This is a genomic window from Pseudomonas sp. 102515 (genome assembly GCF_031085165.1).
Lineage (GTDB): Bacteria > Pseudomonadota > Gammaproteobacteria > Pseudomonadales > Pseudomonadaceae > Chryseomonas.
The window spans coordinates 526,548-539,206 of record NZ_JAVHTY010000002.1; the positions used below are offsets into that span (position 1 = coordinate 526,548).

Annotated in this window: 14 protein-coding genes; 7 read left to right on the forward strand and 7 right to left on the reverse strand. The window is 63.5% G+C overall.

Annotation, left to right across the window (positions count from 1 at the left end):
• Positions 1–212 precede the first annotated feature (212 nt).
• Complete coding sequence (locus tag RCF34_RS09420; RefSeq protein ID WP_308707927.1) at positions 213–656, forward strand: DoxX family protein; 444 nt, start codon at positions 213–215, stop codon at positions 654–656.
• Positions 657–725: 69 nt separating this feature from the next.
• Positions 726–1,649, forward strand: coding sequence for an NADP-dependent oxidoreductase (locus RCF34_RS09425; protein WP_308707928.1), 924 nt, complete (start codon positions 726–728; stop codon positions 1,647–1,649).
• Between the two features lie 777 nt (positions 1,650–2,426).
• Here RCF34_RS09425 and RCF34_RS09430 read toward each other — a convergent pair.
• The 4 genes from RCF34_RS09430 to RCF34_RS09445 all read right to left on the reverse strand — a co-directional run bounded on the left by RCF34_RS09430 (position 2,427) and on the right by RCF34_RS09445 (position 5,553).
• Positions 2,427–3,296: an AraC family transcriptional regulator gene (locus tag RCF34_RS09430; protein WP_308708260.1), complete on the reverse strand. Its 870-nt coding sequence runs from the start codon at positions 3,294–3,296 to the stop codon at positions 2,427–2,429.
• A 152-nt stretch (positions 3,297–3,448) separates the two neighbouring features.
• Positions 3,449–3,865, reverse strand: a complete 417-nt coding sequence (locus RCF34_RS09435; RefSeq protein WP_308707929.1) for a nuclear transport factor 2 family protein — start codon at positions 3,863–3,865, stop codon at positions 3,449–3,451.
• A 63-nt stretch (positions 3,866–3,928) separates the two neighbouring features.
• Positions 3,929–4,528, reverse strand: a complete 600-nt coding sequence (gene wrbA, locus RCF34_RS09440; protein WP_308707930.1) for an NAD(P)H:quinone oxidoreductase — start codon at positions 4,526–4,528, stop codon at positions 3,929–3,931.
• Positions 4,529–4,644: 116 nt separating this feature from the next.
• The gene (locus RCF34_RS09445; RefSeq protein ID WP_308707931.1) at positions 4,645–5,553 is read right to left on the reverse strand and encodes a LysR family transcriptional regulator; all 909 of its coding nucleotides are present in this window, start codon (positions 5,551–5,553) and stop codon (positions 4,645–4,647) included.
• 101 nt (positions 5,554–5,654) lie between these two features.
• Here RCF34_RS09445 and RCF34_RS09450 point away from each other — a divergent pair, with 101 nt between their 5' ends.
• The 3 genes from RCF34_RS09450 (at position 5,655) to RCF34_RS09460 (ending at position 7,843) form a co-directional block, all read left to right on the forward strand.
• Complete coding sequence (locus RCF34_RS09450; protein WP_308707932.1) at positions 5,655–6,578, forward strand: pirin family protein; 924 nt, start codon at positions 5,655–5,657, stop codon at positions 6,576–6,578.
• 173 nt (positions 6,579–6,751) lie between these two features.
• Entirely contained in the window at positions 6,752–7,516 is a 765-nt protein-coding gene (locus RCF34_RS09455; protein WP_308707933.1) for an SDR family oxidoreductase, read from the forward strand.
• Positions 7,517–7,552: 36 nt separating this feature from the next.
• A complete protein-coding gene (locus RCF34_RS09460; protein ID WP_308708261.1) occupies positions 7,553–7,843 on the forward strand; it encodes an antibiotic biosynthesis monooxygenase family protein in 291 nt (96 codons plus the stop codon).
• 80 nt (positions 7,844–7,923) lie between these two features.
• Here the strand turns inward: RCF34_RS09460 and RCF34_RS09465 are convergent, their stop codons facing one another.
• Positions 7,924–8,706, reverse strand: a complete 783-nt coding sequence (locus tag RCF34_RS09465) for a LuxR C-terminal-related transcriptional regulator (RefSeq protein WP_308707934.1) — start codon at positions 8,704–8,706, stop codon at positions 7,924–7,926.
• A 139-nt stretch (positions 8,707–8,845) separates the two neighbouring features.
• Between RCF34_RS09465 and RCF34_RS09470 the strand changes: the two genes are divergently transcribed.
• The gene (locus RCF34_RS09470; protein ID WP_308707935.1) at positions 8,846–9,661 is read left to right on the forward strand and encodes a carbon-nitrogen hydrolase family protein; all 816 of its coding nucleotides are present in this window, start codon (positions 8,846–8,848) and stop codon (positions 9,659–9,661) included.
• A gap of 107 nt (positions 9,662–9,768) precedes the next feature.
• A complete protein-coding gene (locus tag RCF34_RS09475; protein WP_308707936.1) occupies positions 9,769–11,097 on the forward strand; it encodes an APC family permease in 1,329 nt (442 codons plus the stop codon).
• A 59-nt stretch (positions 11,098–11,156) separates the two neighbouring features.
• On the opposite strand, the gene RCF34_RS09480 is transcribed toward RCF34_RS09475, so the two are convergent.
• Both RCF34_RS09480 and RCF34_RS09485 read right to left on the reverse strand, forming a co-directional pair.
• Complete coding sequence (locus tag RCF34_RS09480; protein WP_308707937.1) at positions 11,157–11,918, reverse strand: DeoR/GlpR family DNA-binding transcription regulator; 762 nt, start codon at positions 11,916–11,918, stop codon at positions 11,157–11,159.
• Positions 11,919–11,973: 55 nt separating this feature from the next.
• Entirely contained in the window at positions 11,974–12,657 is a 684-nt protein-coding gene (locus tag RCF34_RS09485; RefSeq protein ID WP_308707938.1) for an SDR family oxidoreductase, read from the reverse strand.
• Positions 12,658–12,659 lie beyond the last annotated feature (2 nt).

Genomic DNA, 12,659 nt, shown 5'->3' on the forward strand with positions numbered 1-12,659 from the left:
CTCCGAACGGTTGCCGGACGAATCATGCGCGACTGGCCGTTGGACAGTTAGCTGGCATTCGTTCTGATCTGGCTTGTGATCCATCTACTGTGCGTTCTATTTATTCGAACCTAATGCTCGATATTAGGCGTCTATTTAGATAAACGAACTGCACGCAGAATTCCTCTCAACGCGGCTCACCAGGGTGGTGAGCCCTTCCAGAGGAAACAGACATGACTCAAGCCACTGCAACCGCAAACAGCACTTCCGGCATCAACGCTGTCCCGGCCGACACCCTCTCGGCGTCCGCTTCGCTCACGGGCCGCGTTCTGCTGAGCGCGATTTTTTTGCTCTCGGGCATCAGCAAAATCAGCGCGCCGGCTGGGATGATCGGCTACATCGAATCGGCCGGCCTACCGTTCCCGACACTGGCGCTGGCGATCGCCATCCTGATCGAAGTGGGGGGCGGCATCGCGCTGATCCTGGGCTACCGCACCCGTCTGGTGGCCGCTGGACTCGCCGTATTTAGCGTGGCCACGGCGCTGGCCTTCCACAGCCAGCTCGGCGACCAGAATCAGTTCATCCATTTCTTCAAGAACATTGCCATGGCCGGCGGGCTACTGCAGGTCGTCGCCTTCGGTGCTGGGCGCTTCAGCCTGGACGCACGTCGCGGCTAATGCCTTCCGATCTTGGCCGGCGCACGCGCCGGCTCGCTCAAGCAGCACACACCACATTCGAGGTGAAATATGAAAGCGATTCGTGTAGCGCAGTACGGACAACCTGAAGGGTTCGTGTTTGAAGAGTTGCCATCGCCCGTGCCGGGCAAGGGTGAGGTATTGATCGAGGTGGCGGGCAGCGGGGTGAACCCAGTGGATTGGAAGGTGCTGTCCGGTGCGATGAAAGCCTTCATCCCGCTGCAGCTCCCCTATACGCCGGGCGTCGAAGTGGCCGGTCGCGTGGCGGCGCTCGGTGAAGCGGTCACCGAATTTTCGGTCGGCGATGAGGTGTTTGGTTTCATCGATATTGTTGGCGGCTACGCCACCGAGGTGGTCGCCAGTGTGGATCGTCTGGCCCACCGGCCGAGTCGCCTGTCGGCGCTGCACGCCAGTGGTGTGCCGGCGGTTGCGCTGACGGCGTGGCAGGCCTTGCATGAACATGCGCACATCAAAGCGGGCCAGCGGGTGCTCATTCATGGCGCTGCAGGTGGGGTAGGCAGCATGGCGGTGCAGATGGCGCGCATTGCCGGTGCGACGGTTATCGCCACTGCGTCGAAGGGCAACCATGATTACCTGAGCAAGCTCGGTGCATCGCAGGTGATCGACTACAACCTGACGCCGTTCGAGACGGCTGTCGAGCCAGTCGATATGGTGCTGGATCTGGTCGGTGGGGACACTCAAACGCGCTCCTGGTCGGTACTCAAGCCTGGCGGCGTGCTGGTATCCCCGGTGAGCCCGCCGGACGCTAAACAGGCAGAAGCAGTCGGCGCAACCGGCAAGCATTTCGCCACGCGATCCAATAGCCAGCAGCTTCAGCACATCGCCGCGCTGTTCGAGACCGGAGAGCTGGCAATCGACGTGCAGGTGCTGCCGCTGTCCCAGGCCGAAGGTGCGTTGCGCAAGAGCTTGGACCGACACATACGCGGCAAACTGGTGCTCGACGCCAGCCTCTGACCAGACCGCAACAGCCGAGAACGCCGGGCAGATGTCCGGCGTTTTCACGTTCCGAATCGAGTCACTGTTCGGCATTCTGTCCGGCCGAGACGCAGCCGTTTCACACGGGCTGAAACGCCATCCCCGTTGCCGCAATTTCTCGACATGCCTGCCGGCTGCCAACCGACGAGGGCCTACGCCTGCGAGAGGGTAATTTAATCGTTCACCCATGAGCGCACCGCCACGCGCCGCTCCGACCAGTCCGATTTCCCCTTTGCCCACTACCGGCATCACGGAGAGACCGGTCCGATCGTGCGGGTTAGCTTTCGCTAGCAGTGCGAAACCTGTCATGACCCTGGGCTGAGGATGACGCCGCTCAGCCCGGCGAGTCGCTGCATTCTCAAAGAGGGCCACTACCACGGCGGGCTGATCCCCCGAAGCTGCAGGTGGGTGAGCAACGCTCTTGCCACCAACCTATTTGAAGACGTCGTCTCGATCGGTACTCCATCGTGGCGTTCGGCTGACACGCTCGAGGCATGCGGATTTAGCGCAGCGCCGACTGGCCAGGTCCAAGCAGCCTAGCTCAGGGGGGCTAGGCAAACTTCGCGTGCGGTCCGGCCGATGACAGTCAGACCAACACCTATTCGCTGTTCATCTCAAGGGCGGCGAAAGGCCCTATCGCCGAGGCTGTCTGGAAGTCAGGAGCCTTGCATGACGTTGGGCTAGGCCGCTTTCGCGTGGCGGGTCAGGTGGCGGTGCTAGCGAGCGCTTCACGCCGCAGAGCCCATGAGTGAACGGTCACGCCTGGCGATAGGCGCTGGGCGTGACGCCCACCTCGCGGCGAAACACCTGGGAGAAATGGCTTGGGCTCGAGTAGCCGACGTCCAACCCGATATCGATGATGCTGAGGTCCGTCTCCAGCAGCAGGTGCCGGGCGCGGCTCATGCGCAAGCGAATGAAGTATTGCGAAGGTGAGAGCCCGGTGGCGCGCTTGAACATGCGGCTGAAGTGGTACTCGCTCAGCTCCGCGATCTGCGCAAGGCTCGCGAGGTTAAAGTCTTCGGCCAGATGCTCGTTCATCGCTTCGACGACGCGGCGCAGCTTGTAGGCCTGCAGCGCATTGCTGCGACGGGCTACGTGGCGTGGATCGAGATATCGGCGGACAAGATGCACGGCCAGCGCCTGGGCGATGCTGTGGACGAACAAGGGGCTGGGTTGACGCTCGTCGATGAACTCCTGGCGCAGCGGCTCCAGCATGACGCTGATTCGCTCATCCTGGGCGCCAGAAACATCGAGGAAGGTTACCGGGCCGGCGTGAGCGCCCAGTACGTCACGTGCTGCCTGATCAATCAGCGGCAAGCCAAGGTACAGATGCAGTACCTCGAAGGTGTCGCAGTCTTGCGTCCGCCAGCGCATTTCATAGGGCTCACCGGTATGGGTGAGAAAGAAGTCACCGGCCTTGACGCTGGACGCTTGCCATTCCCCGCCGAGGTCACGCTCTTCGACACAGGCCGCGCCCTTAAGCACCCATACCAGAAGGGGCTCGACCACCGAGGGCACCAGAATCGGCTCGACGATGCTGCGATGGCTGAACCGCAACACCACCACGTCCTGCATCTGCGGACGCGGCGGCAAGGCCTGTGGCGCACTGGGTAGATACCGCGGCATCGATTCGCCCGTGATGCGCTGAGCCTCGCGAGCTGCGCGATTCTTGGGATTCGCCTGACGCAATGGGGGCTTCCTCGACAACGCCCTTCGGTGAGAGCTGATGTCGAGAGGGTAACGCAGCAGCGACGGTTTTTAGCAGGTCGCGCGGCAGCTCAACCGGCCACTGCCGGGATCGGTGCATCCAAGGCAACGGCCGCCCGAACCGGGTCGAAGTATTCGCGAATGAACGCAAGCTTGCCGTTTTCGACCCGTACGAACAGCACGTAGTCCTGTTCGTAGAGGCGCCCAGTCGGTTTGATCAAGCCCTCGGCCTTCACCTCGGCGCTGGCCTCCAGTGGGTTCGCACCGGGGTGAATGCGTACATCGAAGAAGCGAAAGTTCTCCACGGCGCCGATGAACCAGCCGACATGGCCAAGCACCTCATCGCGCCCGCTAAGACGCGCCGGGTGGCCTAGGGTGGGTGCAAATGGCAGCTCCCATACTAGGTCGTCAGCAATTAGGGTCGTCCACCGCTGAGGGGCATCAACGAAGGTTTCGAAATGCAGGCGCAACAGCTGCTCGGCGTTCATGGTGTGTGCTCGTATCGAGTCGAAGAGGGAGGAGGGAGGTGCCAGAGGGCAACTTTTGAACGCTCAGCCAAACAGCTTGATGGCGGTTTTAGCGACTAGCTCGCCCTGATGACGAGCGCCGTCCAGCTCGATGTCGCTGGGCTGGCGCGAGCCGTCGCCGCCAGTAATGGTGGTTGCGCCGTAGGGGGCACCGCCCACGATTTCGGAAACGCTCATCTGACCTTGGTGGCTGTACGGCAGCCCGACGATGATCATGCCGAAGTGCAGCAGGTTGGTGATGATCGAGAACAGCGTGGTTTCCTGACCACCATGTTGGGTGGCGCTTGCGGTGAAGGCGCCGGCGACCTTGCCATTGAGCGCACCGCGTGCCCAGAGCCCGCCGGCTTGATCGAGGAAGGCAGCCAGCTGACTGCTGATGCGGCCAAAGCGAGTGCCGGTGCCGACGATGATGGCGTCGTAGTGCTCGAGCTCGGCGACGGTAGCCACCGGTGCGGCCTGGTTCATTTTGAAGTGGGCGCCTTGGGCGATGTGTTCGGGCACCGTCTCTGGGACGCGCTTGACGTCCACCTGTGCGCCTGCCGCTCGTGCGCCTTCGGCAACGGCGTTGGCCATTGTTTCGAGATGTCCGTAGGACGAGTAGTAAAGAACCAGAACCTTAGCCATGAGATTTCTCCATCGGTGCGTGCGGCGGCGTTGCCGCGATGGAGGCAATGTCTCATGGTGCTAGGATCGAAAATAGACAACCTATTTCGAGTATTAGGTTCGATTTTATCGAATGGTCAGGCGTCTCCGCCCGCTTGGACTTCGAACCGCTCGATCAGCCAGTTCGCCGCCGGGCCGGGTGGCGTATCGGTGCGGTAGATGACATCAAAGGTGTAGTCGCCGCCGGAACAGTCGGGCAGGTCGAGCTGGACGAGGCGGCCGCTGGCCAAGTCGTCGCGGATCATGTCAACCGGCATGTTCCCCCAGCCAATGCCTTCGCGAAGCAGCATGTGCTTGGCGCCCAAGTCCGCCAGTCGCCAGGTGCGTGTGCCGACCACGGCGAACTCCTGGTCTTCGGTAAGCCGGGAGCGATCGGTAAGCACAAGTTGAACATGGGCGCGACCAGCGCCAGGCTCGTGTGGTCCCGGTTGGGCAAGCGGATGATCTGGCGCAGCGACCGGAACCAGCGCCACCTTGCCGGCACTGATACGCTCGATACCGTCGATACTGGACGTCAGCGGGCCGCTCACGCCCAACGTGGCGCCACGGTCGCGTACCCGCTGCGTCACCGCGCCGAGCGCCTCGATATGCAGATGCAGCGACACGGTAGGAAATTCCTCCCGGAAGGCCTTCAGTGCATCCACCACTCGTTCGCGGGGCAACATCACGTCCAGTACCAGGTGCACCTCGGCTTCCAGGCCATGTAGCAGGCCGCGGACCTTCGCCCTCAGCCCATCGATGCCGTTGTAGATCGTTCGGGCTTCGGCCAGCACCGTTCGGCCAGCGTCAGTCAGTTGCGGTTTGCGGGTGGTCTTGCGATCAAAGAGGCTGACGCCCAGCTGCATTTCCAGATTGGCAATGGAGTAACTCACGACCGAGGTGGCACGGTGCAACTTGCGCGCGGCGCCAGCGAAACTGCCGACGTCCACCACGGTGAGAAATACACGCAGTTGATCAAGGGTCGGGGTACCAGGGTCTGAAATCATTTCTAATCTCTAGAACGTTTCGTTGCATATTATCTAGGTTTTGCCGATAAGCCAGCAGGCCTAGAGTGACCGTATTCTTCACTCGCTCAACGAGGCCCGCCATGACGCTACAGACTTCAACCGCTGGCACCATCGAACAGATCATTCTCCCCAACGTGCGGGACATCGGAGGGTTCGACGTGCGCCGGGCTCTACCGTCTGCGCAGCGGCGGATGGTAGGGCCGTTTATCTTTCTCGACAGCTTCGGACCCGTGGTCTTCGGGCCGGGCGAAGGGATCGACACTCGGCCGCATCCGCACATCGGCCTGTCGACCCTTAGCTACCTGCTACAGGGCGAGATGCTGCATCGCGACAGCGCCGGGCATGTTCAGCAATTGCGCGCTGGGGAGGTCAACCTCATGACGGCCGGGCGCGGCATCGTTCACTCCGAGCGCTCAAGCGATGCGGTTCGGGTAAGCGGCGGCGAGCTCATGGGCTTCCAGGCCTGGGTGGCACTACCCGAATCGCATGAGGAGGGTGAGCCTGGCTTCCAGCATCTCCTGGCCGAGCGGATCCCGCACATCGAAAGCGACGGGGTTTCGCTAAGGTTGCTGGCCGGCTCGCTGGAAGGGCTCACGTCGCCCACCCGCACGGTTTCCGATCTCTTTTACGCGGACCTTCAACTGCAAGCCGGCGCGCGTTATCGCCTGTCCGGCGAACATATCGAACGTGCCCTGTATGTGGTCAGTGGCGAGGTCGAGGTGGTTGGGCAGTCGACCCGCTTCGGTGCCAATCGCCTGGTCGTACTGCGTCCGGACAGCGACGTGGTGCTGCACGCCATCGGCTCCGCCCGACTCTTGCTGCTAGGGGGTGAGCCGCTGGAGGGGCGCCGACATATCTACTGGAACTTCGTGTCGAGCCGGCCCGAGCGCATCCAGCAGGCAGCCGAAGACTGGCGCGCGCGACGCTTCCCTGATGTACCGGACGATGAGGATTTCATTCCGCTGCCGGATGATTCCCGGGTGCGCTGGCGATTTAAGAGGTGAGCTGCACGGGATGACCGGTGCACCGCACACCGGCGCAATATCCCGACAGCCTCGGCAATCCTGCGAAGGCCTGTCCCTGCGCGTTGCGAGACAGTAAAGCCGTCGATTACGACAGCGCCTCACAGGCGCCGAGCCGGCGAATATCTCCTCGGCTCACTACGCAGGAGAGCACCATGACTAATATCACTCCCAACATTCCTCATGAGGTAGAAGGTAAGGTTGCACTGGTCACCGGTGCTGCCAGTGGCATCGGCAAGGCGATCGCCTTGCTGATGCATGCACGCGGTGCCAAGGTCGTCGCTGAGGACTTGAATCCTGCGGTCGAAGCGCTCGCTCGTCCCGGTCTGGTGCCGCTGGTCGCGGACATCAGCGAAGACGGCGCCGCCGAGCGCGCGGTCGGGCTGGCCGTCGACCGGTTCGGCCGACTGGATATCCTGGTTAACAACGCCGGTATCATCATCAACAAGCTAGTCGTCGACATGACCCGCGAGGATTGGGAGCGCATCCAGGCGGTCAATGCCACCGCCGCCTTCCTGCATTGTCGTGAGGCGGTCAAGGCGATGATGCCCAACAAGGCCGGGGCCATCGTCAACATCGCCTCGTACGCCTCCTATTACGCGTTTCCGACCATCGCAGCCTACACGGCGTCCAAGGGCGCCCTGGCCCAGCTGACACGCACGCTCGCGCTCGAAGCCATCGAGCACGGCGTCCGCGTCAACGCGGTCGGGGTCGGCGACGTCGTCACCAACATCCTCAATGACGTGGTAGAGGACGGCCCGGGCTTTCTGGCCCAGCACGGCGAAGCCGCGCCCATTGGCCGTGCTGCGCAGCCGGAGGAAATTGCCGAGATTGTCGCCTTTCTCGCCTCGGACCGCGCAAGCTTCATGGTTGGGTCAGTAGTCATGGCCGATGGCGGCATGACCGTCACCGCCGGTTGATCAACCCATCACGCATACAGAAGACCCCTCGTGAGCATGCTGACCCAGGTTGCTTTCTTCACCGCACGCCCCGAGCAAAGCGATGCTCTCGGCCAGCGCCTTCTGGCGCTGGTCGGTCCGACCTGGCAGGAGCCTGGCTACGTCGGTTATGACATTTACCAAGCAAGCGACGCGGCCGAGGACTGGTTCGTTTACGAAGACTGGCGCTCGAGCACGGACTTCGACAGGCCTATGCAGGTGCCCAGGGTGCAGGCCTTCATGAGTGCGCTCGACTCGCTCTGCAGCGAAGCGCCAAGCTGCGCACGTTCGAACGGCGCTCCGAAGTAACCGTGCGCTGAACCGGTCTCTTCGCGGGAGGGCGCTCCGATGCACATGGATGTCGCATCCGTTGTGCCACATCTGTGGCGTCATTCGCGCTGAGCCTGCAGGAACACCGCGAACAGCTCCGACTGCGACTTGATGCCCAGCTTGCTGTAGACGTGCTTGCGATGCACCTTCACGGTCTCGGCCGAAATGGCCAGTTTGCGCGCCACCTCTTTACTGGAGTACCCGCTGAGGACCAGGCGCGCGACTTCCAGCTCGCGGCCGGTCAGCGCCGTTTGCACTTGGCGTGCCATCCGTTCGAGGCGCTCCTGCCAAGGCGGGGCGGCCGTCGGCTCGCTGGGCTCCGGCTCGTGGTTCAGGCGCTGACGCACCAGTGCCGTAACCCAGGGCGCTACCAGGGAAAGTAGGGCTATCTGCTCGGGTTGAAACCGTTGCCGTGAACCCAGTGACAGACACAGGGTTCGAGCGCCGGCGAGGGCGACATTGAACTGCACCTCGTCAGCGACCACGTTGAGGCTGAAATAGCGCTGGTAGTAGTCCGTTTGCTCAAAACATTCGGGGGCGATTTCACTCAAGCGTACAAGGCCCTCACGCTGGCTCTCGCGACTGGCGATGTAGAAGGGGTCGAGCAGGTACAGGCCGTGCAGGTAGTCCTGAAAGAGCCGGTCCGGTGCGCCGTCGTCGCCGGGACTTTCGGCCAACACCTGCGGGCGTCCCTCACTGAAGATCAGGGCCACCCAACTGTCATGATGTACGTACTGCGCCAGCGCGCGGGCCATGGCACGCCAAAAATGCGGGCGTTCGAGCGCCTCGATGAGTTCGGCCACGGTCTGATGGAAGGCGATGTCGTGCAAGGTCATGGTCATCTGTCTACCCCTATGGGGTTACCCCGCGTGCGTAATTCCGCCTGTGTGGCTCCGCCTCCATACTCGACTCCGGACGGAGGGGTGTCCGCATTCTGTGTTTGCCCCCCACGCGATGCAACACCAAGAACGGAGCCCCGTCATGCAAGTTGAACTCGCTCAGCTCACCGGTCGTGATGGTGATACGGCCCACAATCTCGCCCAGGCCCTGCAGGCTATCGCGACGTGCAGGGCGGGCACTCGCCTGTTGGTGTTCCCAGAGACCTACCTGACGGGCTTTCCGACGTCAGAAAACGTTGCGGCCCTGGCTGAGCCTTTGAATGGCCCGAGCCTGACGGCTATCGGCAAGGCAGCGGCTGCGCGTGGGCTGGCTGTTGCCATCGGTTTTGCCGAAGACGACGGCGGCACGTTCTATAACACCACCGTGTTGATGGACGGGCAGGACATTGTGCTGACCTACCGCAAGACGCACCTGTGGGCGTCGGATCGCGGCGTGTTCGCGCCGGGCGATCGCTACGCCACTGCGCTGCTGGACGGCGTACGGGTCGGCTTGCTGGTGTGCTTCGACATCGAGTTTCCGGAGAGCGCACGGGCTTTGGGCGAGCTTGGCGCAGAACTGCTGGTCGTCACCAACGGCAACATGGACCCCTACGGGCCGACGCACCGAACCGCGATCATGGCGCGGGCGATGGAAAACCAGGCCTACGCGGTGATGAGCAACCGGGTCGGTGCAGGCGACGACGGCCTGGTATTCGCCGGCGGCAGTGCGGTGGTCGACCCCAACGGCAGCCTGCTGCTGGAAGCCGGTCGCGAACCGTGCGCGCAGTCCATCGACCTGGACTTTCATCGCCTGGCCGAGGCCCGCCGTGACTACCGCTACCTGGAAGAGCGCCGCCTAACGCTGCCAGGTACGCGTATCGACCATGCCAATGGTGTCCGTGAGCTACTGATCCCCTGACATTTCCCTTCTGAAGGGCGCCACAGACGCGCCCATTGCGGCCTTGCCGCGCGCTTTTGCCGACTTCGGTCCTGCCATAACAACATATAAAATGGGAGTAACAAGTAATGGCTCGTCTGCAACGATCCCTGTCTCTGGGAGCGGTGGTGCTGTTCGGCATCGCCTACATGACGCCGATCATCGTACTCGGCACCTTCGGCATCCTTGCCGAGATCACCCACGGCGCCGTATCGGCGGCTTACCTCGCCGCTGCGGTGGCGATGTGCTTCACCGCGCTGAGCTACGCGCGCATGGCCAAGCTCTTTCCGGTAGCCGGATCGGCCTACAGCTATGTGCGCCACAGCATCAGCGATCACCTCGGATTCATCGCTGGTTGGGCGGTGTTGCTGGACTACCTCTTCCTGCCGATGGCGATCTGGCTGATCGGCGCGGCCTACCTGCATTCGGCGTTCCCGCAACTGCCCCAGGCGCTTTGGGTGCTGACGTTCATCCTGGTCACCAGCGTGATCAACATCCTGGGCCTGCACCTGGCCAAGGGCATCAACAGCGTGCTGATGCTGGTGCAGTTTCTGGTGCTGCTGGCTTTCGTGGCGCTGTGCGTGCATTACGTGCTGGGCGACGCCAGCAAGCCGCTGTTGTCGCTGCAGCCGTTCCTGGGCGAGGGCGTGAACCTGTCCCTGGTGATGGCGGGCGCGGCGGTAGCCTGCTACTCCTTCCTGGGCTTTGATGCGGTCAGCACCCTGACCGAGGAAACCCGCGACCCCCAGCGCACCATTCCTCGGGCAATCCTGCTGATCACCCTGATCGGCGGACTGATCTTCGTGGTCACGGCCTATTTCGTTCAGCTGGCCCATCCGTCCACCCAATTCGAGAGCAGCGATGCGGCCGCTTACGAGATCGCCCGCAATATCGGTGGTGATCTGTTCGTGTCGGTCTTCCTGATCGGGTTGATCGTGGGCCAGTTCACCTCGGGCTTGTCGGCGCAGGCCAGCGCCTCGCGCCTGATGTTCGCCATGGGCCGCGATGGCGTGCTGCCGCGTGCGCTGCTGGGCACCCTGAGCCCGCGCTTCGGTACGCCGGTAGGCGCTATCCTGGTCTGTGCGGTGGTCGCACTGCTAGCGCTGGAACTTGACGTCACCACCTCGACCTCATTCATCAACTTCGGCGCCTTTCTGGCGTTCAGCCTGGTGAACCTTTCGGTGATCGTTCACTTCGCACGCCAGCCGCAGAAGCGTGGCCCCGTACAACTGGTGCTCTACCTGCTGTGTCCGCTCATCGGCCTGTTGGCGACGCTGTGGCTGATGATCAGCCTTGACCGCTTGGCGATCATGCTTGGCTGCAGCTGGCTGATGCTCGGTGGACTCTATCTCGCTTGGTTGACGGGAGGTTTTCATCGCCGGCCGCCAGCGCTCAGCTTTGAAGCTGAGCAGGGGTGAGTGGCCACTTAACGACTGATCTTTTCGCAGCCGCCCTGCGGAGATCAGCGTGTTGACTCTCAGGACACCACCTCGACGCGAACCAGCGCCTGCTGCCTGAAGGGCGCGAGAGACTCGGTCGCCGTGGCATCGGTGATCAACGTCCAGTCCGTCTTGAGCGGCGTCCAGTGCTGCTGGCGATCACGACCCAGTTTGGTCGAGTCGGCCAGGACGAAGACCTCCGCAGCCTGCTGGATCATCAGTTCCTTGAGGTACGCCTGCTCGGTACTGGCTTCACAGAGGCCACGGCCGGCCACCACGCCGTCGGCGCTGAGGAAGACCTTGTCGGCCGATAGTCGCTCCAGCATGGTGAAGGCCGCCGGGCCGAAGGTGGACATGCTGCCCGGCCGCAGGTCGCCACCGAGCAACGTCACATGGCCGTCGGGCAGGTCGCGCAGCAGCGGCACCGCCAGCAGGTTGTTGGTGATGACGTGCAGACCACGTCTTTCGCTGAGCAGCTTGGCCAGGGCGGCGGTGGTGGTGCCGCCGTCCAGCACCAGGGTATCGTGGTCGTTGATATGGGCCAGGGCAGCGCGGGCGAGGAGGGCTTTCTCCGGACCGGACTGATTGCTGCGCTGCTCCAGGGACGGCTCGGGCTCCCGCGTACCGATATGGGTCGCGCCGCCGTAGGTCCGCAGGATCTGGCCTTCTTCCGCCAGGGCAGTGAGGTCGCGGCGGACCGTGGCTTCCGACACCCCCAGATGCCGGCAGAGGGTTTCGACGTTGGTGTGACCGGCCAGGACCAGCTCGAGGATGGCCTGGCGACGTTTGGCGACCTTCATGGGGAATCCATCGGGAGAGACCGCGCTACTCTAGCGCAGTCGCGCTTGCCCCACATCACAACGACGCGCCGCCGCAGACCGTCAGCGTCTGGCCGGTGAGGGCGCCGGCATCCGGGCCGAGCAGGAAGGCGGTCAGGCCGGCGACTTCCTCAGGCTGCACGTAGCGGCCCAGCGGCGGCAGCCGCGGCGGCGTGCCGGCGCGACTCGGGTCGCGGAGCATGGGCGTCTCGGTGGCCCCGGGCGCCACCAGGTTCACGGTGATGCCGCGCGAGGCCAATTCCAGCGCCCAGGAGCGCACCAGACCCACCAGAGCGGCCTTGGTGGCGGCGTACTGGCTGCGTCCGGCCGCGCCCTGCATGGTGCGGCTGCCGATCAGCACGATACGACCGCCCGCGGCGAGGCGCTCGATCAGGCGGTCTACCAGCCGGCTGGCCACGGCGACGTGCAGGTGCCACATGGCGGCGCCATCGGCCGGATCCAGGGCGCCCAATGGCGCAGTGCGCATGAAGCCGGCGGCGTGAACGAGGGCGTCCAACGAGCCGATGTCGGCCAGCACGGCGTCCAGCGCCTGGTCATCGGCCAGATCGACGCCGATCCAGGTCAGCGCCGGATGGGTGTGCTCTGGCGGGCGGCGGCTGAGGCCGATCACCCGCCAGCCCTCGGCGAGCAGGCGGTGGGTGATGGCCGCGCCGATGCCGGAACTGACGCCGGTCACCAGGGCGTGAGGCTGAGTCGTCATCG